Source organism: Exiguobacterium sp. KKT215, assembly GCF_055635335.1.
Genome location: NZ_CM145756.1, coordinates 889,815 through 913,142 on the forward strand (window position 1 = coordinate 889,815; position 23,328 = coordinate 913,142).

General features: G+C 53.7%; 19 protein-coding genes and 1 riboswitch. Of the genes, 15 read left to right on the top strand and 4 right to left on the bottom strand.

All coding sequences use genetic code 11. The features are described 5' to 3' along the window. Positions 1–215: 215 nt before the first annotated feature. The 6 genes from secA2 (at position 216) to ACZ2GZ_RS04735 (ending at position 9,931) form a co-directional block, all read left to right on the top strand. A complete protein-coding gene (gene secA2, locus ACZ2GZ_RS04710) occupies positions 216–2,585 on the top strand; it encodes an accessory Sec system translocase SecA2 (RefSeq protein ID WP_131472362.1) in 2,370 nt (789 codons plus the stop codon). 1 nt (position 2,586) lies between these two features. After that, the gene (locus tag ACZ2GZ_RS04715; RefSeq protein ID WP_021065475.1) at positions 2,587–3,408 is read left to right on the top strand and encodes an SLAP domain-containing protein; all 822 of its coding nucleotides are present in this window, start codon (positions 2,587–2,589) and stop codon (positions 3,406–3,408) included. Between the two features lie 292 nt (positions 3,409–3,700). After that, positions 3,701–6,439: a bifunctional 2',3'-cyclic-nucleotide 2'-phosphodiesterase/3'-nucleotidase gene (locus ACZ2GZ_RS04720; RefSeq protein WP_214715924.1), complete on the top strand. Its 2,739-nt coding sequence runs from the start codon at positions 3,701–3,703 to the stop codon at positions 6,437–6,439. A 207-nt stretch (positions 6,440–6,646) separates the two neighbouring features. Further along, positions 6,647–8,089, top strand: coding sequence for a carbon starvation CstA family protein (locus tag ACZ2GZ_RS04725; RefSeq protein ID WP_021065477.1), 1,443 nt, complete (start codon positions 6,647–6,649; stop codon positions 8,087–8,089). A 95-nt stretch (positions 8,090–8,184) separates the two neighbouring features. After that, positions 8,185–8,856: a PAQR family membrane homeostasis protein TrhA gene (gene trhA / locus ACZ2GZ_RS04730; RefSeq protein WP_214715917.1), complete on the top strand. Its 672-nt coding sequence runs from the start codon at positions 8,185–8,187 to the stop codon at positions 8,854–8,856. Between the two features lie 157 nt (positions 8,857–9,013). After that, positions 9,014–9,931, top strand: a complete 918-nt coding sequence (locus ACZ2GZ_RS04735; RefSeq protein WP_214715910.1) for a proline dehydrogenase family protein — start codon at positions 9,014–9,016, stop codon at positions 9,929–9,931. Positions 9,932–9,946: 15 nt separating this feature from the next. Here ACZ2GZ_RS04735 and ACZ2GZ_RS04740 read toward each other — a convergent pair whose 3' ends face one another. From ACZ2GZ_RS04740 to ACZ2GZ_RS04750, 3 genes are all read right to left on the bottom strand, one after another. Further along, positions 9,947–10,516, bottom strand: a complete 570-nt coding sequence (locus tag ACZ2GZ_RS04740; RefSeq protein ID WP_214715908.1) for a YcxB family protein — start codon at positions 10,514–10,516, stop codon at positions 9,947–9,949. An 83-nt stretch (positions 10,517–10,599) separates the two neighbouring features. Further along, complete coding sequence (locus ACZ2GZ_RS04745; protein ID WP_021065481.1) at positions 10,600–11,154, bottom strand: hypothetical protein; 555 nt, start codon at positions 11,152–11,154, stop codon at positions 10,600–10,602. 130 nt (positions 11,155–11,284) lie between these two features. Then, positions 11,285–12,187, bottom strand: coding sequence for an SDR family oxidoreductase (locus ACZ2GZ_RS04750; protein WP_214715906.1), 903 nt, complete (start codon positions 12,185–12,187; stop codon positions 11,285–11,287). A gap of 214 nt (positions 12,188–12,401) precedes the next feature. Between ACZ2GZ_RS04750 and ACZ2GZ_RS04755 the strand changes: the two genes are divergently transcribed. The 6 genes from ACZ2GZ_RS04755 (at position 12,402) to gcvH (ending at position 19,450) form a co-directional block, all read left to right on the top strand. Further along, positions 12,402–14,813 carry a 3-hydroxyacyl-CoA dehydrogenase/enoyl-CoA hydratase family protein gene (locus ACZ2GZ_RS04755; protein ID WP_214715905.1) on the top strand — a complete coding sequence of 804 codons (2,412 nt, stop codon included), beginning with the start codon at positions 12,402–12,404 and terminating at the stop codon, positions 14,811–14,813. 19 nt (positions 14,814–14,832) lie between these two features. Then, a complete protein-coding gene (locus ACZ2GZ_RS04760) occupies positions 14,833–16,005 on the top strand; it encodes an acetyl-CoA C-acetyltransferase (protein WP_021065484.1) in 1,173 nt (390 codons plus the stop codon). A 13-nt stretch (positions 16,006–16,018) separates the two neighbouring features. Continuing rightward, positions 16,019–17,803: an acyl-CoA dehydrogenase family protein gene (locus ACZ2GZ_RS04765; protein ID WP_021065485.1), complete on the top strand. Its 1,785-nt coding sequence runs from the start codon at positions 16,019–16,021 to the stop codon at positions 17,801–17,803. A gap of 87 nt (positions 17,804–17,890) precedes the next feature. Next, positions 17,891–18,619, top strand: coding sequence for a hypothetical protein (locus ACZ2GZ_RS04770; protein ID WP_021065486.1), 729 nt, complete (start codon positions 17,891–17,893; stop codon positions 18,617–18,619). 45 nt (positions 18,620–18,664) lie between these two features. Next, positions 18,665–19,027 (top strand): arsenate reductase family protein, encoded by a 363-nt coding sequence (locus tag ACZ2GZ_RS04775; RefSeq protein WP_021065487.1) that lies wholly within the window; start codon positions 18,665–18,667, stop codon positions 19,025–19,027. A gap of 39 nt (positions 19,028–19,066) precedes the next feature. Then, the gene (gene gcvH / locus ACZ2GZ_RS04780; RefSeq protein ID WP_021065488.1) at positions 19,067–19,450 is read left to right on the top strand and encodes a glycine cleavage system protein GcvH; all 384 of its coding nucleotides are present in this window, start codon (positions 19,067–19,069) and stop codon (positions 19,448–19,450) included. A 42-nt stretch (positions 19,451–19,492) separates the two neighbouring features. Here the strand turns inward: gcvH and ACZ2GZ_RS04785 are convergent, their stop codons facing one another. Next, complete coding sequence (locus ACZ2GZ_RS04785) at positions 19,493–20,545, bottom strand: PTS sugar transporter subunit IIC (protein ID WP_029595091.1); 1,053 nt, start codon at positions 20,543–20,545, stop codon at positions 19,493–19,495. A gap of 178 nt (positions 20,546–20,723) precedes the next feature. Between ACZ2GZ_RS04785 and ACZ2GZ_RS04790 the strand changes: the two genes are divergently transcribed. From ACZ2GZ_RS04790 to ACZ2GZ_RS04800, 3 genes are all read left to right on the top strand, one after another. After that, complete coding sequence (locus tag ACZ2GZ_RS04790) at positions 20,724–20,990, top strand: thioredoxin family protein (RefSeq protein WP_353048054.1); 267 nt, start codon at positions 20,724–20,726, stop codon at positions 20,988–20,990. A 453-nt stretch (positions 20,991–21,443) separates the two neighbouring features. Continuing rightward, positions 21,444–21,549, top strand: a riboswitch (SAM riboswitch). 77 nt (positions 21,550–21,626) lie between these two features. Beyond that, positions 21,627–22,655 carry a methionine ABC transporter ATP-binding protein gene (locus ACZ2GZ_RS04795; protein WP_021065491.1) on the top strand — a complete coding sequence of 343 codons (1,029 nt, stop codon included), beginning with the start codon at positions 21,627–21,629 and terminating at the stop codon, positions 22,653–22,655. Next, positions 22,645–23,307: a methionine ABC transporter permease gene (locus ACZ2GZ_RS04800; RefSeq protein WP_021065492.1), complete on the top strand. Its 663-nt coding sequence runs from the start codon at positions 22,645–22,647 to the stop codon at positions 23,305–23,307. The genes ACZ2GZ_RS04795 and ACZ2GZ_RS04800 overlap by 11 nt, the downstream gene beginning before the upstream one ends. Positions 23,308–23,328 lie beyond the last annotated feature (21 nt).

Sequence of the window (23,328 nt, forward strand, 5' to 3'; positions counted from 1 at the left end):
ACAAGCGTTCTGTTTTTCTCATCGTATCACGGTCTCACGCCGTCTCAAATAGAAAAATGAAAACAAATTTTGAAAAGAGTCAAAAAAAGGATGGATGGTGAATAAAATTCCATCTTTTTGGAATTTACCGAAATAATAAAGCGAGGCGGAAACAAAATCCGTTATAATGAGAGGGTAGCTAGACAAATATGGTTTCGGACGATGGAGGCTATCCTGTGATTGATTTTGTGAAGCAATTGACCAATGATCAGGCACGACGATTGAAAACCTATAAGAAACAAGTCGAACGCATCAACGCGTATGAGGAGACGATGCAAGCTTTGGACGATGCAGCGCTTCGCCAGTACGCGCTCGAACTGAAACAGCGGCTTACGGACGGTGCGGATGTCCGCGCCATCACGGAGGAAGGGTTCGCCCTCGTTCGTGAGGCATCCGTCCGGACGATTGGGCTCCGTCACTATGACGTCCAGCTTATCGGCGGTCTCGCCCTGCTCGAAGGAAATATCGCCGAGATGCCGACCGGGGAAGGGAAGACGCTCGTCGCGGCATTGCCGGCGTTCGTCAAAGCACTCGAAGGAAAAGGCGTCCACGTCATCACGGTGAACGACTATTTGGCGCAACGTGACGCCGAGCAAATTGGCAAGATTCACACGTTCCTCGGACTCACGGTCGGGTTGAACGTGCCGGAGATGGAGCTCGCTGACAAACAAGCGGCGTATACGGCCGATATTACATACGGGGTCGGGACCGAGTTCGGCTTCGACTATCTTCGGGACCACTTGGTCGGCTCGCCGGAAGAACGGGTCCAGCGTCCGTTCCATTTCGCGTTGCTCGATGAAGTCGACAGCGTCTTGATTGACGAGGCGAAGACGCCGCTCATCATCGCCCAGAAGGACGAGTCACACGTCCGTTTGAAACGTCTCGCCCAAACCGTGTTCGGTCAATTGACGGAAGACGACTATACGGTCGACCTCGAGGCGCGCGCCGTCATGTTCTCGGATAAGGGCATCGAGAAGATTGAAGCGTTGTTCTCGGTCGACAACTTGTTTTCCGCCGAGCACCACGTCCTCTATCACTACATGATGCAGGCGCTCCGGGCGAACGTATTGTTCGAGCGGGACGTCGACTATATCGTCCAAGAAGGCAAAATCGAGTTAATCGATTTGTTCACGGGGCGGGTCATGGAAGGACGCAGCCTGTCGGAAGGCCTCCATCAGGCGCTCGAGGCGAAAGAACAGCTCGACATCACCGAAGAGAACAAGACGACGGCTGAAATCACGATTCAACACTACTTCCGGATGTATCCGCTCCTCGGTGGCATGACCGGGACAGCCCAGACGTCACGCGAAGAGTTCATGAAGACGTATCAAATGGACGTCGTCCAAGTGCCGACGAACCGGCCACGTCTGCGTGAAGACTTGCCGGACCGCGTCTTTGATACAATCGCCCACAAGTATGCGGCGGTCGGACAAGAAGTGGCGGCCATCCACGCGACGGGACAACCGATTTTGATCGGGACGACCTCGATCGCCCAGTCGGAGGCCGTCAGCGAACAGCTCGAGCGACAGGGCATCAAGCATGAGCTGTTGAACGCGAAGACGGTCGCCCAAGAAGCCGAGATTATCGCCGAGGCGGGACGGCTCGGACACGTGACGATTGCGACGAACATGGCCGGACGCGGGACCGATATCGTCTTAGACGAGACGGCGCGCGAACGCGGCGGCTTGTATGTCATCGGGACGGAACGACACGAGTCGCTCCGCGTCGACAATCAGCTCCGTGGACGGTCGGGACGCCAAGGCGACCCAGGCATGTCACGTTTCTTCGTCTCGCTCGAGGACGACCTCGTCAAACGATATGCCGCCGAGCGGTTGAAACGTGTCGAGCACAAACTGAAGCCGGACGAGCACGGGGAGATTCGCCATAAGGAAGCAGGCGTGATCATCGAATACGCCCAGACGACGATTGAAGGCGTCGGCGTATCGGTCCGTGACTACATGTTCAAACTCGACGACGTCTTGAACGAACAGCGCCGCATCATCTACTCGATTCGCGATGAGGCGGTCGACGCCAATGCGACGGCCATCTTGAACAACGTGCTCGCCATGATGCGCCTCGCGCTCAACGAGACGCTCGACCGTCATATCGACGCCGAACTCGTCCCGGAAGAGTGGGCGACTGACGCGCTTATCGAGGACTATATGTATTTGACGCAACAGGCGCCGACATGGGACGACACGGTCGGAGACAAAGACGAGTTGAAACGAGCACTCGCACCATGGATCGACGGCATCGTCGCGATGGCGCAAGAGCGTATCGAGGGTTATCCGGAAGTCATCGCCTTCGCGCGGCAACAACTGCTCAGCCACCTTGATATCCGCTGGACGAACCATTTGACGACGATGAACGCCTTGAAAGAGGGCATCGGACTCCGCAGCTACGGCCAGGAAGACCCGAGTCGTCAGTTCGGCAAGGAAGGGCTCGAGATTTTCCAAGAGACGTATCTCGATATCGCCCGCGACGTGACGATTCAACTGTGCCAGCTTGATCTATACTTTGCGCAACGGGAAGAGGAGGGGCTGTGACATGTTCGGACTGTTGAAACGAAAGAAAGTCGAGACGATCATCCGCCAAGACGACGAGCGGGCGCTCCGCCTCGTGTTCGATGAAGGGATGGATATCTCGAAAGAAGATGAGTACGTGTTCCGTTATCATGCGACGACGCTGCCGCCGCTCGCGGACAACCAGTTGTCGATTGAACTGCTCAGTGCGACGAAGAACCCGGGAGGCCTGTCCGTGGTCGCCTTATTCCGCAACACGGTCGCGACCGAGTTCTCGCTCGACGAGATCCCGGTGCTCTTGTTGAACGAACGCCGCGAACCGCTCGGCCAGAAGATGCTCAGCCGGATGGACTTGCCGTCGTTTGAGGCGATGACGAGTAAGCCCGTCTATCTCGACTTTTTCGAAGAGGAACTGTTCACCGATGTCGACGAACTCGACACCGAGTCGATTCAGCTCGCCTTCCAAATGAACCCGACGGCACCGCTCCAAGATGTGACCGACGCCGAACGGGACGCGTTCCCAGACGTGGCGTGGCACCGCCTGAAGCGGATGAACGTCCTCAGCCGTCCGGTCGCCGAAGGCCAGTTCGATTTGTTGCTCGTCCATCTCGACGTGACCGACACGGAAATCGGCGCCTCACTCCTCGTCCGGAACGGCTATTCCGAGCAGGCGCTCCAAATCCCGCGCCTCCCACTCGAGTTGATGCAGCGAGACGAGGTCGTCGGCCGGGCCGATGCCGTGCTCGCCGAGCCAATCTTGCCGAAACACGACTATCCGCTCCACGTCCGCTTCCCGCGGCCGGAAGGCGACAACGACGGACCGATCTCGATTCGCATCCGTTCGTGACGATATGACCATCCCCGATACGCGTCGGGGATGGTTTTTTAGGTCTAACGAACTGCTTGTGCGAAGTCTAGCCTCTGTACAAGTTCGACCAAAAAAATCTCGTGAAGCGAAGTCGTCTGTTCGGTTCCATCATACGGATTCGGACCTTTTCCATGTTCTCGGAAAGTCGTCTGAGACTAGACCTTTCTTTACCAAATTTTAAAGGAAATAGGGCGTTAGATTCATTAAATTGAGAGTCCGGCTATGGTATATTTAGTCCGCAATGCACACCACATGAATGGGGAGAAAAATCATGTCTAAATTTACGAAGATGGCCATTGCTACGTCGCTCATCGTCCCAACACTTATCCCGCTCCAACACGCGGCAGCGGAAGACGAGGACGTCGTCAAACTGCGCTTCTTGGAGACGACCGACCTACATACGAACATTACGAACTACGATTACTTCCAGGACAAAATCGATAACACGATCGGGTTGACGAAAGTCGCGACGTTGATTCAGCAACATCGCACGGACGCCGGAAAGCCGAACACGTTCCTATTCGATAACGGGGATACGCTTCAAGGGACGCCGTTCGGGGATTACGTCCGCGAGCAACACCAAAAAGCACCAGGCGCGTTCGAGCATCCGATGTATCAAGCGATGTCGGCGCTCGAGTTCGACGCCGTCACACTCGGGAACCACGAGTTCAACTTTGGGCTCCAGTTCTTGTATGACGCGATGCAAGGGTCGAAAGGCAAGCTTCGCTTCGTCAACTCGAACGTGAAGGACTTGTCAGGCGAGCCGATCGTCTCGAAATACAATGAAGACGGACAAGAAGTCCAAATCATTGAACGCCAAGTCGTCGACGGGGACGGCGAGACACATACAATCAAAGTCGGTGTCTTCGGTGTCGTGCCGCCAAAAATCATGTCGTGGGATTCAGGGAACCTCCAAGGCAAGGTGACGGCAGATGATATGGTACCGGCAGCAAAAGCGGCCGTCGCCAAATTGAAAGAGCAAGGTGCGGACGTCGTCGTCGCGCTCGCGCACTCAGGGATCGGGGAAAGTGCGGCACTTGCGGATGAGCAATTAGACGGGGAAGAGAACGTCGGCTACACGCTCACGAAAATCGAAGGGCTCGACATGGTCATGACCGGTCACCAGCACGGCCGTTTCCCGGACGCGAACGGCATGTTCAAAGATTTCCCGCATGTGAACATGGACAAAGGCACAATCAACGGCAAGCCGGTCGTCATGGCGAACAACCAAGGGAAAGATCTCGGGGTCATCGACCTCGACCTCGAGCTCGTCGACGGCAAGTGGAGCGTGCTCGACGCGAACGCGAAACTCGACACGGTCAAGGCGGACACACCGGTAGACCCGACGATCGCCTCGCTCATCGATGCGGACCATAAGGCGACAATCGAATACATCAACCGCCCAGTCGGTGAGATTCAAGACGATATCCAAAGCTACTTCGCGCTCGTCCGTGACGACGCATCGGTCCAGTTCGTGACGAACGCGCAGAAATGGTACGTCGAGAGAGAACTCGCGACGAACCCAGAACTCGCGGCATATAAAGAGCTTCCAATCCTCTCGGCGGGGGCTCCGTTCAAAGCCGGTAACCGTCAGTTGACGGACGCGAGCTATTACACGAACATCCCGAAAGGCTCGATCGCGTTAAAGAACGTGGCCGACCTGTACGTCTTCCCGAACACGCTCGAAGTCGTCAAAGTGACGGGTGCGGACGTGATGGACTGGCTCGAGATGTCAGCCGGGGCGTACAAACAAGTCTCGGATACGAACGATGAGTTGCTTAACTTGGAGTTCCGCAGCTACAACTTCGATATCCTCGACGGCCTCACGTATGAGATTGATGTGACTGGTCCTGCCAAGTTCGATATCGGTGGAACACTGAAAAACAAAGATGCGAACCGCGTCAAGAACGTGAAGTATAACGGCAAGCCGATCACACTCGACCAAGAGTTCCTCGTCGCGACGAACAACTATCGCGCTGGCTCGACATCGTTCCCGGGTCTCGGTGGCGGGAAGAACATCGTTTACCGTTCAGCGTATGAGACACGGAACGTGATTTCGGACTATATCGTCTCAGGCAAGCTCGAATACAAAGCGGACGACAACTGGAAAATCGTTGCCGACGCGAAGCGGACAGCCAAGTTCGAGACGGCCGATGCCGGCAAACAGTACGTCGACCTGTATGAAGGCATCGAAGCGACCGAGACGACACGTCCGGATGCGGCGAATCGCTTGTTCCGCACATACACGATCGAACTCGATCAAGCGGCAGTCGAACTCGCCCTCACGGTGAACACGATCAAGCCGGGCGCAAAAGCGGTGACAGGGACGACGACACCGAACGCGAACGTCACGTTGAAAGATGGCGACAAAGTGCTCGCGACAGCGAAAGCGGATCAAGACGGTGCGTATACGCTCGTGACGAAACCGCTCAAGCTCCGTCAATCGCTCACCATCGTCTCTGAACTCGATGGCGCTTCGGTCACGGAAACGAAAGTCGTCGGTGCTGGCTTCGTCGGCACACCGGCGCTTGCGTCGAAGTTGACGTACGCCAACACGAACGTCATTACCGGAAAAGCGACACCGGAGACGAAGTTGACGCTCAAGCGTGACGGCAAAACGATCGCGTATGCGACGGCTGACAAGAACGGATTGTTCGAATTCACGAAACGGGCCGGCTTCATCTATGGCGACTATGAAGTCGTCGCCAAAGATGTGACGGGAACGGTCGTCAAAGCGAAGGCGTTTACGCTCAAGAAAGCGGCCATCGCGACACCGAAGAACACGAAAGGTGTCAAAGCCGGCACGAAAGCAATCATCGGGAAAACGACACCGGGAGCCGTCGTCGTCTTGAAAGACGCGAAAGGCAAACAAGTCGCCAAAGTGAAAGCGAGCTGGGCCGGAACGTATACATTCACATTCAAAAAAGGTCTCGCCAAAGGAAGCTACGCGGTCATCGCGAGCGACTATACGGGCGCAGGGGCGAAGCAAGCGAAGTTCGCCTTGAAATAAGCGATTCAACCGAGACGGCGTCCTGCGGGGCGCCGTTTTTTCGTGTTCGAAAAAGTGTCAAAAAAATGAACGAAACCCCTTACAAAAAAGTGGTAACTGCTGTATAATCAGTCACGTAAGCGTTTACATTATACGTGTAAAACAACGGGATTCATTTTTCGGGGCCGACCGGGATCGGCTACATATGCACAAAAGGGGACAGCACACATGATTACATTCTTTATTGCCTTGGCGATTTTATTCGTCGGGTACAAAGTGTACGGCAGCTATGTCGAGAAGACGTTCGGCATCAAAGAAGAACGCACGACGCCTGCCTATGCGTCACAGGACGGCATCGACTACGTGCCGATGGGGAAAAAACGGAACTCGATGATTCAGTTGTTGAACATCGCCGGCGTCGGACCGATTTTCGGACCGATCATGGGGGCGCTATACGGACCGGTCGCTTTCCTCTGGATCGTCTTCGGGTCGATTTTCGCGGGAGCGGTACACGACTATTTGACGGGCATGATCTCGCTTCGTAACAACGGAGCGCACTTGCCGCAACTCGCTGAGAAGTTCCTCGGCCGCTCGCTCCGCCACGTCGTCAACGGGTTCGCACTCTTGCTTTTACTCTTGGTCGGGACAGTATTCGTCACGTCACCGAGTAATATGATCAACAACTTGTTCGACGGCAATGCGACGACGCTCACGATCGTCATCTTCGCCGTGTTCGCCTACTACATCTTGGCGACGCTCCTTCCGGTCGATAAAATCATCGGACGCATCTATCCGTTCTTCGGGGCGCTCCTCATGATCAGCGCCGTCGGGATCGCTGTCAGCCTGTTCGCACAAGGCTACCAGATTCCAGAGATGACACTCACGAACATGCATCCGGATGGCTTGCCGATTTGGCCGCTCCTCTTCTTCACCATCTCATGTGGGGCGTTGTCTGGTTTCCACGCCACGCAGTCACCGATCATCTCGCGGACGACGATGAAAGAAAGCAATGGCCGTGAAATCTTCTACGGCATGATGATCGTCGAAGCGGTCATCGCCATGATTTGGGCCGCGGCAGCCATGGCCATCTTTGAGCCAGGCGAATTGCTCGGGTTGATTCAAACGGGTACACCGGCACTCGTCGTTCAAGAAGTGGCGACACTCATGCTCGGCAGCATCGGCGGCACACTCGCCATCCTCGGTGTCATCGTCTTGCCAATCACGTCAGGTGACACGGCATTCCGTAGCGCGCGGATGATTATCGCCGACTACATGAGCATCGCGCAGAAGAAATTCTCGTCACGCCTTTGGATCGCACTTCCACTCTTCGTGATCTCATACGCGCTCACGAACATGGACTTCCAGATGCTCTGGCAATACTTCAACTGGGCCAACCAGACGACGGCGGTCATCGCCTTGTTCGTCGGGGCGATGTACTTGTACATCAAAGGGCGCAACCACTATATCGCGCTCATCCCAGGGACGTTCATGTTGTATGCCGTCTGGTTCTACATTTTGACGGCACCTATCGGCTTCAAGATGGATGGGGTCATCCCGTACGTCATCGCCACCATCGGGACAATCACGTTGCTCGTCTTGTTCCACATGCGCGCGAAAGCGATGCGAGCACAAAATATGGAATGTGACGTTCCGGTGAAGGAAGTCGCATAATTCACAGACATGGGTCGCTTCGGCCCATGTTTTTATTTGCGTTGAAATCGGGAAATGACCATACTAGAGGAATAGATTTGAAAGGTGGGACCTGAATGGATCAAGAGAAGCTAAAAGACATGCTCCATGCCGATACGCTTGGAGAAGAGATTGCGAGCGCCATCACCCACGGGCTTGGCGTCATCTTCAGCATCGTCGCATTCGTTCTGCTTGTCATGACGGCAACCGAGACGGGAAGCACAGGTAATGTCATCACGGTGAGCGTGTTCGGGGCATCGATGATTTTACTGTATCTGTTCTCGACACTCATGCATGCGATTCCGCACCCACGGGCGAAGCGCGTGCTCCAAGTGTTCGACCATGCCGGGATTTACTTACTCATTGCGGGGAGTTATACGCCGTTCGCGCTCGTGTCGCTCAAAGGGACGCTCGGCTGGACGTTGTTCGGGATCGTTTGGGGCGTCGCCGTGCTAGGTATTGTCTGGAAGTTGTTCTCGACGGGGAAATACATGTGGGTGTCGAACGTGACCTATCTCGGCCTCGGCTGGATTTGTCTCATCGCCATCCGCCCGCTGTACGAGTCGCTCGGTCATAACGGCTTCATGTTGCTCCTCGCCGGAGGGATCGCCTATTCGGTCGGGATCATCTTCTACGTATGGCAGAAGTTGCCGTTCAACCATGCGATTTGGCACTTGTTCGTCCTAGCCGGAAGCGTGTTCGTTTTCCTTAGTATCTTGCTCTATGTGGCACCGAATACGGGCCTGTGAAACGGACGTCCTGCGGGGCGTCTGTTTTTTCTGAATAGAGGGAAATGAAATCCTGAAAACGATTACAAAATTACAGACGAATTGACGTTTGTATGTCATAATAATTTCAGACATCGTCATAGAGATAGATGGGTGTAAACGTAAGGGGGAAAATCAGATGGAAAAAGTGTTGCGCGATGGATTTATCTACATGTCTCAAAACAAAACACTCAACAGTTTGGCTAAAAAATACGGGCTTCGGTTCGGGGCTTCGCGCTTTGTGGCGGGGGAAGATTTTAAGACGTCGGTACCGACGATTCGCGAGTTGAACGCGAAAGGATTATCGGTCACGGTCGACCATTTAGGGGAGTTCATCACGACGGTCGCGGAAGCGAACGAGAACCGCGATGAAATTATCCGGGCGATTGAAATTATGGCAGAAGAGAAACTCGACGCCTACATGTCACTCAAACTGACGTCACTCGGATTCGACATCTCGGACGAGTTGATTGAAGACAACATGCGTCAAATCTTGACGACGGCTCAAGCGGTCGGTGTGTTCGTTGCTATCGACATGGAAGACGAGACACGCTGCGAGAAGACGCTCGACTTGTTCAAGAAGTTGAAAGCTGACTTCGAAGGACTCGGGACGGTCATCCAGTCGTACTTGTACCGCTCGGAAGACGACATCAATCATCTCGCACCGCTCAAGCCGAACCTCCGGATCGTTAAAGGGGCATACAAAGAGCCGGCGACGGTCGCATTCCCCGAAAAGGAAGACGTCGACCACAACTACTTGAAGCTCGTCAAACTCCATCTTGCGAACGGGAACTACGCCTCTATCGCGACACATGACGACCACATGATCGATGCGGTCATCGAACATGTGAAACTGAACAATATCCCACTCGACCAGTTCGAGTTCCAAATGCTGTACGGCATCCGGGTCGAGCGTCAACTCGAGCTCGTCCGCCAAGGTTATAAAGTCCGCGTCTACGTGCCATACGGCCGTGACTGGTATGGCTACTTCATGCGCCGCCTCGCAGAACGTCCGGCGAACGTCGCATTCGTGTTAAAAGGAATGGTGAAGAAATGAAACAAGCACACGAGTTCAACTTGAACTCGTGTGCTTTTCTGTGTTCATATATTTGTCGAGGATCCGCTCGATTTCACTCTGTTCGACTTCAGTGACTCCATTTTTCATTTTCGGGATAATCAACGCCTCATCCTCTTCGTAATAAAGGAAGCGATGCGTCTCGTTCTCGTTCACTTTGAGAATGGATGCCCATGGGACTTGAGTTGTTCGATGGATGTTGCCACGAATGGCCTGCATTTCGATGTGCGTATCAGAAAGTTGAAGCGTGATGTCTGTTGGCCAGGCACTGTCTTTATTAACTAGACGAAATTGCCGAAGGACGAATGGTGCATATAAATCTTTAAGGAGGGGTCTGAGCAACAGCGCGAACAAAATACCTACACCGATTACAGTGAGTAAAAATAAAACGATTGACTCGGACCGGGGTAGAATAAAGGTTGTTGCTAAATATCCGAGTAGGAATGCGGGGATACTCATGACAGTCAACCATATTTTGCGGCTCTTCTTATGTTGAGGTGAATGGTAAATCATGTCTTGTTGAAATGATAGAACATCTTCAAGCGTCATTTTATATGCGGTGATCATTTGAGGTACTCCTTTCTGATTAAATCATATACGTGTACGTTCAGAAACATCGGACCATGTCTGTCTTCAGATCACATAGAAAATCAGAGTGTGATATTTAAGTGTTTTTGTAACAGGTCATTAATCTTAATTTGTTCCGTCTCGCTCAGCATATGGTGTTGCTTCGGGACAACAATCGTATCTCTTGCTTCCACATATAGATAATGATTTTTCTCATCGCCACTTACTCGTTCAATCGCTTCCCATGCGACTTGAAGCCGTTTATTCACATTGTTGTGAAGCGAGTTGCGCTCAATCCCGTGCTCATTGATGTACAAGGTGATGTCACGTGGCCATTTCGTCTCTTGGTTCAGTAGATAGCGGAATTGCCAAAGTGTGATGTTTACATACGCTTTTTTTAAGAAGGGAAACAATAGAAGCGCTAGGAACAAACTTGAACCGATGGCGAGTCCGAGAAATAGAGGGACAGAAATCGTTTGAGGTAACAAAAAAATTGCGAGCAAGAATCCCCATAATACTGTAAGCAACATCAATACAATCGTGACGCGTCTCGCTCTTCCTTTATGATAATCGGAATTTTCGATGAAGTTTTTTTGTAAGGCGAAAAAATCATCTTTTGTCAATTGAAAATGAATCATCAAGCGTTGGCTCCTTTCTTCCGTATAATCGTCTAAATGACAAGTTGACGCCTGCAAATTACGCTAACATAGGATGGATGAATTTTCCATACAAAAGGCCCAGTGACTGAACACTGGGCCTGCGACAATATTATCCGTTGATGACCGTACCACCGTTGACGTGCATGACCTGCCCGCTGACGTATGTCGAGTCGTCGCTCGCGAGATAGACGTAAGCCGGGGCGAGTTCCGCTGGTTGGCCCGGACGTTTCATCTCGGCCGAGTCACCGAACGAGGCGACTTTTTCTGCCGGGAACGTCGCTGGGATGAGCGGCGTCCAAATCGGACCTGGTGCGACGCCATTGACGCGAATTTTCTTCTCTGCCAAGTTCTTGGCGAGCGAACGCGTGAACGCTGTGATCGCACCTTTCGTCGACGCATAGTCAATCAATTGGTCGTTACCTTCATACGCCGTGATTGACGTCGTATTGATGATGCTCGCGCCTTCGTTCAAGTATGGAAGGGCGGCTTTCGTCAAATAGAACATGCTGAAGATGTTCGTCCGGAACGTGCGCTCGAGTTGGTCGTCCGAGATGTCGAGGAGCGACTCTTGTGGATGTTGCTCGGCGGCATTGTTGACGAGGATGTCCAAATGTCCGAACGTCTCAAGCGTCTGTTTGACGACGTCTTGGCAGAAGGCCGAGTCGCCGATGTCCCCTTGTAGCAACAGACAGGCTTGGCCGAGTTCCTCGATGCGCTCTTTCGTCGCCTCGGCATCCTCGAGCTCGTTTTGATCTTTATAGACGATGACCGTGTTCGCGCCTTCGTGGGCGAAGAAGATGGCGACCGATTTTCCGATACCCGAGTCGCCGCCTGTGATGATGGCCACTTTATCTTTTAGTTTATCGCTTCCTTTATAGCCTTCACGCTCATAGATTGGGAACGGCTCCATCTTCGAGTCGATCCCCGGTTGATGGGCCTGCTCTTGGCCGTCCTTCTTGAACGATTCAAAATCATGTCGGTTCCCCACTGTGTTTAAACGATTATCACTCATGTATACATTCCCCTTTCTAAAATTGACTCTTTGTGTCTATACCACAGTGACCGAGAAATAAATCGTCCTCAGTGAAATTGGAACGAATTTGAAAAATGAACGCTTGCGAATGAATTGTCATTCATTTATGATAGAAGAGTAAACACGATGGTGATTGCGATTTTTTTTACGCTTGAAATGAATCACTATTCATTCTCATTGAGGGGGGAACAATATGACGAGTCACATCGAACAATCAGCCGACCTCCGTTTGACGAGCAATATCCGTTTTGCGGTCGTCATCGGTTCAGGAGTAATGGGGGCGGGGATTGCGGCTCACTTGGCGAACGCGGGGATTCGTTCGCTCATGCTCGACATCGTACCACGTGAATTGACGGCGAAAGAAGAAGCGAAAGGGCTCACGCTCGAATCACCAGAAGTGCGGAACCGCATCGCTTCCGAGAACCGTCAGAAGCTATTGAAACAGAACCCGGCACCACTCGCGACAGCGGAGCACTTGAACTTCATCGACGTGGGGAACTTAGAAGATGATCTCGAGCGCTTGAAGGAAGCGGACTGGGTCATCGAGGTCGTCGTCGAACGGCTCGACGTGAAACAACAGCTGTTCGAGAAAATCGCTCCTTACATCCGTGAAGACGCGATTCTCAGCTCGAACACGTCTGGCATCTCGATTGAAGCGATGGCGAGCGTGTTGCCGGAAGGCTTGAAAACACGTTTCCTCGGGACACACTTCTTCAACCCGCCACGTTATTTGAAACTGCTCGAACTCATCCCGACGGAGCAGACGGCACGCCCGGTCATCGACTTCATGGCCCGCTTCGCGGAAGACCGTCTCGGGAAAGGCGTCGTCGAAGCGAAAGACACACCGAACTTCATCGGCAACCGCATCGGTACGTACGGACTCCTCGTCACATTCGAAGAGATGCTCAAGCAGAACGCCTCGATTGGCGAGATGGACTCGATCACCGGACCGCTCATCGGCCGGCCAAAATCGGCGACATTCCGTACGCTCGACGTCGTCGGCATCGATACGTTCGTTCACGTCGCTGGTAACGTCTATGAGACACTCGACGCAGGTGAAGAGAAGGACACGTTCGACGTCCCAACTGAAATGAAGACGCTCGTCGAGAAGGGCTGGATCGGTCAAAAGGCCGGACAAGGCTTCTATAAGAAAGACGGCAGAGTCATCCAAGAACTCAACCTTCACACGTTCGAGTACGAACAATTGAAAGCGATTACAGGTCCGGAGCTCGATCAAGTCAAATCGCTCCCGGGCTCGAAAGCGAAGTTGAAAGGTGCCATCTTGAACAAGGGACGCATCGGACAACTGCTCTGGCCGGTCACGGCGAAGACGCTCGTCTACTCGGCTCGTCTCACAGGCGAAATCAGTGATTCAATCGTCGCCATCGATGACGCGATGAAGTGGGGCTTCGGCTGGAAGTTCGGACCGTTCGAGACGTGGGACGCACTCGGTGTCGAGAAATCGGTCGCCCGCATGAAAGCGGAAGGTTATGACGTCCCGGCGTGGATCGACGAGATGCTCGCTGCCGGACACACATCTTTCTATAAGGGAGACCAGTATTACGACCAAGCGTCACAGACGTACGTTGAGAAGACCGTCAACCCGAAAGAAGTGAAACTCGCGCCGCTCGCCAAGTCGAACGGCATCGTGCTCGAGAACGGTGGGGCCCGCCTCATCGATATCGGAGACGACGTCGTCGCCCTCGAGTTCACGTCACCGAACAACGCAATCGGTGTCGATATCATGCAGATGATTGAACAGTCAATTGACCTCGTCGAGACAGACTTCAAAGGACTCGTCCTCGCCAACGACGGCAAGAACTTCTGTGTCGGCGCCAACCTCGCGATGATGCTCATGGAAGCGGAAGACGAGAACTGGTACGAACTCGACTGGATCATCAACAAGTTCCAACAAGTCGTCCAGAAGATTCGCTATGCGGGTCGCCCGGTCGTCGTCGCGCCTTACGGCATGACACTCGGCGGTGGGACAGAAATCAGCTTGCCGGCCGCACGCATGCAGGCGGCGCTCGAGACATATATGGGTCTCGTCGAAGTCGGTGTCGGCCTCATCCCAGGTGGGGGCGGAAACGTCAACACGTACCGTCGACTCCTCGAGCAGACGCCGAAGTCGATGCAAAACATCGAGAAAGCGGCGCAACAGACGTTCGAAAACATTGCCATGGCGAAAGTATCGAAATCGGCCTATGACGCGAAAGCGCTCGGCTATCACCGTCCGATCGACGGCATCTCGATGAACCGCGACCACTTGACGTTCGATGCGAAACAGACGGTACTCGGTCTCGCTGACGGCTATACGGCACCGGTTCGTGAGAAGTTGCCGGTCGTCGGTCGAACGGGGAAAGCGACGCTCGAACTCGCGGCGTACGAGATGTTCTACGGTGGCTATATCTCTGAACACGATTTGAAGATTGCGAAAAAACTTGCCCACGTCATCAGCGGCGGCGATTTGGCATACGGTACGATGGTCGACGAGCAGTACTTCCTCGACATCGAGCGCGAGGCGTTCCTAAGCCTCATCGGGGAACCAAAATCGCAGCAACGGATGCAACATATGCTCGTCAAAGGCAAGCCACTTCGGAACTGACAAAAGGGGGACTTAACAGATGAGAGAAGCAGTCATCGTGGCCGGCGCACGAACGCCGGTCGGAAAAGCAAAACGCGGTTCGTTCCGAAATGTTCGCTCGGACGAACTCGCGGGTCATGCGATTAAAGCGACGCTCGAGCGGTCTGGCTACACGGGACCAATCGACGACGTCATCATGGGATGCGCCATGCCGGAAGCGGAACAAGGGATGAACATCGCCCGCTACGCGGCCGTCCGGGGCGGCTTGTCGCACGAAGTACCAGCCATCACGATCAACCGTTATTGCTCGTCAGGCCTCCAAGCCATCGCCGACGCGGCAGCGAAAATCATGATCGGCCAAGCGACGGCGGTCATCGCCGGCGGTATGGAATCGATGAGTCTCGTCCCAATGGGCGGACACGTCATCCGTCCGAACCCGACAATCATGGAGACGGCTCCGGAATACTATATGAGCATGGGCCACACGGCAGAACGTGTCGCGGCCGAATATAACATCTCGCGCGAAGACCAAGACTTGTTCGCGATCGACAGCCACCAAAAAGCGGCGGCGGCGATTGCGGGCGGCAAGTTCGAAGAAGAGATCGTCCCGGTCACGGTCGTCGAGCAAGTGCTCGGCGAAGACGGGAAAGTCGCGGAACGTGAATTCGTCGTCAAACATGACGAAGGTGTCCGTGCCGACTCGACGCTCGAGGCGCTCGGTAAACTGCGCCCGGCGTTTAAAATCAAGGGCTCAGTGACGGCGGGGAACGCGTCACAAGTGTCAGACGGCGCAGCGGCCGTGCTCGTCATGGAGCGCGAAGAAGCCGAACGTCAAGGCTTGAAACCGATGGCGAAATTCCTCTCGTTCGCGGTCGGTGGTGTCCGTCCGGAAGTGATGGGAATCGGGCCAGTCGTCGCCATTCCGAAAGCGCTCGAGATGGCCGGCGTGAAGCTTGAAGAAGTCGGATTGTTCGAATTGAACGAGGCGTTCGCGAGCCAATCGCTCGGCGTCATCCGTGAACTCGGGATCGACCCGTCGAAAGTGAACGTCAATGGCGGCGCGATCGCTCTCGGGCATCCGCTCGGTTGCACGGGCGCGAAACTCGCGGTCTCGATCTTGCATGAGATGAAACGACGCAATGAAAAGTATGGGGTTGTGACGATGTGCATCGGTGGCGGTATGGGTGCTGCTGGCGTCTTCGAATTACTATAAGGGGGAATTGACAATGGAACGTACAGAACACGAATTGATTAAAGGCGGTAGCTTCGTCATCGACGCACTCGACGCGGATCGTTTGTTCACACCGGAAGACTTCTCAGATGAGCACAAAATGATTGGCGACACGACGGCGAGCTTCGTCGACGACCGTGTCATGCCTGTCCTTGGACGCATCGAGAAACACGAGTTCGATCTCTCGGTCGAACTGTTGAAAGAAGCGGGCGAGCTCGGCCTCCTCGGCGCGGACGTGCCAGAAGAGTATGGCGGTTATCAGCTCGATAAAATCTCGTCATCGATCATCACAGAGCGATTCGCCAAAGCGCGTTCATTCGCCCTCAGCTACGGCGCCCACGTCGGCATCGGGACGCTCCCGATCGTCTTCTTCGGGACAGAAGAGCAAAAGCATAAGTACTTGCCGAAACTCGCAACTGGCGAATGGATTGCCGCCTACGCGCTCACAGAGCCAGGCTCAGGCTCGGACGCGCTCGGTGCGAAAGCGACGGCCGTCTTGAACGAGGCCGGCACACACTACGTCTTGAACGGGGAGAAACAATGGATCACGAACGCTGGTTTCGCGAACGTGTTCGTCGTCTACGCGAAAATCGACGGCGACAAGTTCAGCGCCTTCATCGTCGAGCGTGAATTCAAAGGTGTCTCGACAGGCGCCGAAGAACAGAAGATGGGCATTAAAGGCTCATCGACACGGACGCTCATCTTAGAAGACGTCGAAGTCCCAGTCGACAATCTCCTCGGAGAAATCGGCAAAGGCCACGTCATCGCCTTCAACATCTTGAACGTCGGTCGTTACAAACTTGCGGTCGGTGCGGTCGGTTCGTCGAAACGTGCGTTCGATCTTTCGGTCCAGTACGCGAACGAGCGCAAACAGTTCAAGACACCGATCAGTCAGTTCCCGCTCATCCAAGAGAAACTCGCGACGATGGCTGCGAACATTTATGCGATGGAGAGCTCGGTCTACCGGACGGGCGGTCTGTTCCAAGACAGCCTCGACGCGCTGGGCGACGACAACATGCGTGACGGTTCGAAAGTTGCCCAAGCCATCGCCGAATACGCGATTGAATGTTCACTCAACAAAGTGTTCGCCTCGGAGACGTTTGACTACGTCGTCGACGAAGCGGTCCAAATCCACGGCGGCTACGGCTTCATGACTGAATATGAAGTCGAGAACTTGTACCGTGACTCACGCATCAACCGCATCTTCGAAGGAACGAACGAAATCAACCGCTTAATCGTACCGAGCACGCTCCTCAAGAAAGCGATGAAAGGTGACTTGCCGCTCCTCGCCGAAGCACAGAAGCTCCAAAAAGAGCTCATGAGCTACATGCCACAAGAACTTGACGGTACGCCGCTCGCACGTGAGAAGATGCTTCTGTCGAACATGAAGAAAATCAACTTGATGATTGCCGGAACGGCCGTCCAGAAATATCAGCAGGCCCTCCAGAACGAGCAAGAAATCCTTGCGAAGATTGCCGACATCATCAGCGCCATCTATGCGCTTGAAGCGGCCATCGCGCGGACGGAGAAAGCCATCGCCCGCACAGGCGCTGAGAAGAACCAGCAGAAAGTTCGCTATACAGAAATCTTCGCCGAGCAAGTGTTCAAGCAAGTCGAACTCATGGCGAAAGAAGTCTTGTATGCGGCCGCATCGGGCGACGAGCAGCGCATGCTCTTGTCGGCGATGAAGAAGTTCAGCCGCTATCAGCCGATCAACGTCATCGGCACGAAGCGCGAAGTCGCAGCGAGCCTCATCAAAGCGAACAAGTTCATCGTATAAGCAAGCGAGAGAAAGGGTGGCCGGACGCGGTCGGCCCTTTCTTTTTGCTGTCTGCGGACGATACAATGGACGAAGGAGGGGATACGCATGAAACGAGATGACTTATTAGAACGGATGGATGCAATCGGCCGCTCGGTCGCCAAGCATGAGGGCACGCTCATGCTCCTCGCGCTCGGTTCAATTGGACTTGAGATGGATCGGCTCGACGACTATTCGGACCTCGATTTCTTTTTGATCGTCGAGGACGGGCATAAGGCCCGCTTCATCGACAATTTGGACTGGCTCGCGGTCGAGCCGTTGGCGTACCAGTTCCAAAACACGAAAGACGGGCACAAGGTCATGTATGAGGACGGCATTTACGCCGAGTTCGCCGTGTTCGAGATCGTAGAGATGCCTGGAATCGCTTATACACCGGGTCGTGTCGTTTGGCAGCGTGACGAGGCGCTCGATACGTTTGCGACGCCGAAGCTTGTTACACGCCCTTCAGACGCCGCACATCGCTACGAGGAGGCACTGACGAACCTATACGTCGGACTGCTCCGGGAACGGCGCGGTGAACAGCTCGCTGGCTTCGAACTCATTCAAGTCGCGGCTGTCAACAACGTGTTAATCGCGTACGGGGAGACGAGCGACCCGTTCAACCCGACGCGACGGGTCGAAGGGACACATCCGGAGCTCGTCGCACGTCTACAGGAGTGGTTACCCGGTTACGGAAAATCGGTCGAGGCGGCCGCAGCCATCCTCCGCCACATCGAGGCGCACCACTCGGTCAATCCGGCGCTCAAGCAAGAGATTGTGCGCTTGCTTGAAACGTGAACCGACGAATCGGAATATGCTACAGTAACAGGAGAGGTGATGAACATGGTGACACTATATGGCTATCCGCCATGCAGTACGTGTAAAAAAGCAGAGAAGTGGTTGAAAGAGAACGGCATCGACTATACATATATCCATATCGTCGAGGCGACGCCGTCGAAAGACGAGTTGGCTGAACTATGGAAACAGTCGGGTCTCCCGCTTAAAAAATTCTTCAATACGAGCGGACAAGTGTATCGGAACGAAGGCATTAAAGACAAGCTACCAAATCTATCAGAAGACGAACAACTCGAGCTTCTTGCGAGCAATGGTATGCTTTTAAAGCGCCCAATCGTGACAGATGGTCAAAAATCAACTGTCGGATTTTCAGAAAAGTCGTTTACAGACGTTTGGGGCGAAGTGCTATAATACTCGTGTGAGTCTAATTCATTTGAGGGGGAAGTTAAGATGAGCAAAGTACCTGCCAATCTACGTTATTCAAAAGAGCACGAATGGGTGGAAGTGAACGGAAGCGTCGCCCGCATCGGGATCACGGATTTCGCACAAAGCGAACTAGGGGATATCGTCTTTGTCGAACTTCCTGAAGTCGGTGGCACGATCTTACTCGATGAGCCATTCGGTTCGGTTGAATCGGTCAAGACCGTATCAGAGCTTTACGCACCGATCTCTGGGAAAATCACAGCAGTGAACGAATCACTTGCCGATTCACCAGAACTCGTCAACGAAGCACCGTTTGAAGGCGCTTGGATGATCGAAGTCGAGTTGAACGACGCGTCAGACGTCGACAAGCTCATGTCAGCCGAAGAATACGAAGCGATGATTCAAGGCTAAACAAAACCCGGTTTCTCTTTACGAGAAGCCGGGTCTTTTTGATTAATCGAAGTCGAGACGGTAATGATCAGGCTCGATGAGCGACGTCCGGTTGAACAAGCGATAGAACAGTATCCCGAGTGCGATCGGGATGAGTCCGAATAAGACGACGACGAGCATGACGTTCCAGAGTGCGAAGCCTCCCGGCATCAAGTGCAAGGCGTTGACCGGGCCGATGAGACCGGAGACGCCGAAACCGGCACTGATTGGTGTGCCTTCGATGCGAAGGATACCTGCGAGCGCTCCAAGGATGGCCGCATTGGCGAGTACCGGCAACATCATAATCGGACGACGGACGAAGTTCGCCATTTGAATCTTCGGTGAGCCGAGGAAGTGGGCGATCGACGTTCCGGTCGCGTTCATCTGCCAGCCAGCGATGGCGAGACCGAAGCCGGCAGCGACGACGCCAAGGTTGGCGGCCCCGGCAGCGACACCAGACAGGCTGATGGCTGTGGCAATTCCGACCGTCGAGATTGGCGATACGATGATGAGCGAGAACGCCATCGCGATTAACATGCCCATCACGATCGGTTGCAGTTCAGTCATCGTCATGATGATCGTTCCGACGTACGTCGTAATCTGTGAGATGTAAGTGAGTAGGAACGCGCCGATGCCTCCCGCGACGACGATGACCGTCATCGGCAAGACGAGCACCGTGTATGTCTTCAGGCGTGGCGACAACTGCATGACGAGGAACGTCGCGAGAGCGGCCGTCACACCGGCCGTGATGACGTCACCGATTCCGGCCATGAGGAACGCGCCTTCCTCGATGCGGATGGCGCCACTTCCGACCTGAGTCGCGATGCCGATCGTCCCGGCCTCGAGCGCCGATCGTCCGAACTGCATGGCGACAGCGACACCGATGATGACCGGTAAGAGGCGCATCGCAATCGTCGTCGCATCTAAGATGAACTGCAAGGACGGAAAATACGGCAAGATGGCTTTCGTTAATTCACCGAGCAAAGCGCTCGGGATGAGGGCGATGAGAATGGCAAGACTGAGGCCGTTCAAGACGTTCATTAAAAATTGTTTTCCGGTAAGCTTCTCTTCCGTCATTGGGGATTCACCTGTCCTTTTCTACTGGTTTGCTGTTATGTACAAAAGCGATAAAGTTAATGACCATACTATGCCTCTTTCTGCCGAGCGTCAACAAGAAATGTTGAAATGTTCAGAATTTTCCATTTGAGCACAACTTTTGAACCGATTGGCCCGGATTCATATACTTAAAAGAGAGGTGAGCAAAATGATGACAGACGGATTCTTATATATATACGCCCCAATGTGCGGTACATGCGCCGTGGCCGAGCGGATGCTCTCGGTCGTCGAGGCGGTCGACCCAGAATTGAAAATTGAAAAACGCGATGCCAACTTTATCCCGAACGAACTCGAGGCGTATCAGGTCATGAGCGTTCCGGCACTATTGAAGCTGGAAAATGGCCAAGTTCGCGATCGTTTGTACGCATTTCAAAACGTCCAGCACGTCCTATCTTTCGTTAAGTGAGATAGGATGATTAGAATAATCTGAAAATTTTAAATAATCAGTTGACACAGAAAGTTCACGAATGATATATTCATTACAACATCTTACTTGAACACAACATAGGACGAGATTTTCCCGTCATCAAGACGTTTTCGAACAACCGCTGCATGAGCTTACGCGATTTCAGGTGGACCTTCCCTTCGATTGTCCCCCAAAAAAATCAAGCGTCGGGGCACCGGTCGCGTAATTGCATGGTCCGTTCGAAGACCGAGTGATGGTTGGGTAAAAGTCCCCCATATAAGGATGAATGCTCTGATCGGGCAAAAGAGGTTCATCTATGGGTTGTCCTTCAGTGACTCAAGGTGCTACGTTCTGTGTCATCCTCGGATGGCACCTTTTTTTATTTTGCTGAAAAAAATAGTTTGACATGAAAATAATGTGTCGCTATGATAAAGCTAATCAAATACGCAACCACTCTTATCAAGAGAGGCTGAGGGACTGGCCCTATGACGCCCAGCAACCGCGGAGCAATCCGAAATGGTGCTAATTCCAGCAAGGTGTATACCTTGGAAGATGAGAGCAATCGTTGTCCGTACGATAAAGTACGCACGTTTGCTCAAACGTGCGTACTTTTTTTGTTGTCAGGAGGGAAATGGATTGATTCAATTACGCAATGTGGCCAAATGGTTCGACACGAAAAACGGTCGGGTCCAGGCGGTCGATGATGTGTCGCTTACAATCGAAAGCGGCGAAATTTTTGGAATAATCGGATATTCAGGGGCGGGGAAGTCGACGCTCATCCGCTTGCTCAACCGACTCGAGGCACCGTCAAGTGGTGAAATCGTGGTCGCCGGCAGCGAGCTGACGAAACTCACACCAAAGGAACTACGCGGGGTACGTAAAAACGTCTCGATGGTGTTCCAACACTTCAACTTATTATGGTCGCGCACGGTCGCTGAGAATATCAGCTTCCCTCTCGAACTCATCGGGGTACCGGCGAGCGAGCGCAAACGCCGCGTCCAAGAACTCGTCGAGCTCGTCGGCCTCGCCGGACGAGAAGACAGCTATCCGTCACAACTATCAGGCGGCCAAAAGCAGCGAGTCGGGATAGCCCGTGCGCTCGCTACGAATCCAGAAGTGCTCCTCTGCGATGAAGCGACGAGCGCACTCGACCCGAAGACGACGGATTCGATTCTCGAACTGCTCGTCAGCATCAACAAGAAACTCGGTTTGACAATCGTCCTCATCACCCATGAGATGCACGTCATCCAAAAGATTTGTCACCGTGTCGCCGTCATGGAGGCCGGAAAGGTCGTCGAGACCGGACAAGTCGCCGACGTGTTCCAACACCCGGAACAGCCAATCACGAAAGAGTTCGTCAAGCAGATCGGCGCGGTCGAAGACATGTCGCTCACGTTCGAACATTTGAAAGCTCGTTATCCGAGCGGTCAAATCGTCAAGCTCAAATTCTTGAACGAGACGGCCGAACAACCGATTCTGTCGGAAGTGTTGAAGCAGCATGACATCGGCTTCAACATCATCGGCGGAAACGTGACGCAGTCACAAGTCGGTGCCCTCGGGACATTATTCATCCAATTGATCGGAGAGCCGGCTGAAGTCGAGCGGGCCATCGCCTCAATCCGATCACAGGCAGTGGAAGTGGAGGTAGAAAGCGATGTTTCCTAATGTAGATTGGCAAGTCATGTTAGAACAGACGTGGGAGACGCTCTATATGACGCTCGTCGCCGGAGCCGCGACGTTCGTCATCGGTCTCGCCCTCGGGATGCTCCTATATGTCACAAACGAGCCGCTCATGATGAAGAACCGTCCGATTTACACGGTCATCAGCGCGGTCGTCAACATCTTCCGGTCGATCCCGTTCATCATTTTGATTATCTTGCTCATCCCGTTCACGTTACTCGTCGTCGGGACGATGCTCGGGTCAACGGCAGCACTGCCGGCACTGATCATCGGTGCGGCCCCGTTCTATGCGCGGATGGTCGAGCTCGCGCTTCGCGAAGTCGACCGCGGCGTCATCGAGGCGGCTGAGTCGATGGGTGCGACAAAATGGCAGATCGTCTATAAAGTATTGTTCCCAGAAGCATTGCCGGCCATCGTGTCAGGCATCACGGTCACGATCGTCGCGATCGTCGGTTACACGGCGATGGCAGGGGTCGTCGGCGGTGGAGGACTCGGGAACTTGGCGTTCCTCGAAGGATTCCAGCGTTCACAAAGTGACGTCACGTTCGTCGCGACCGTCTTAATCTTGGTCATCGTCTTCGTCATTCAGTTCATCGGCGATCGACTCGTATCTGTAATTGATAAGCGTTCTGCTTAATCTAAATAGAAAATTTGGAGG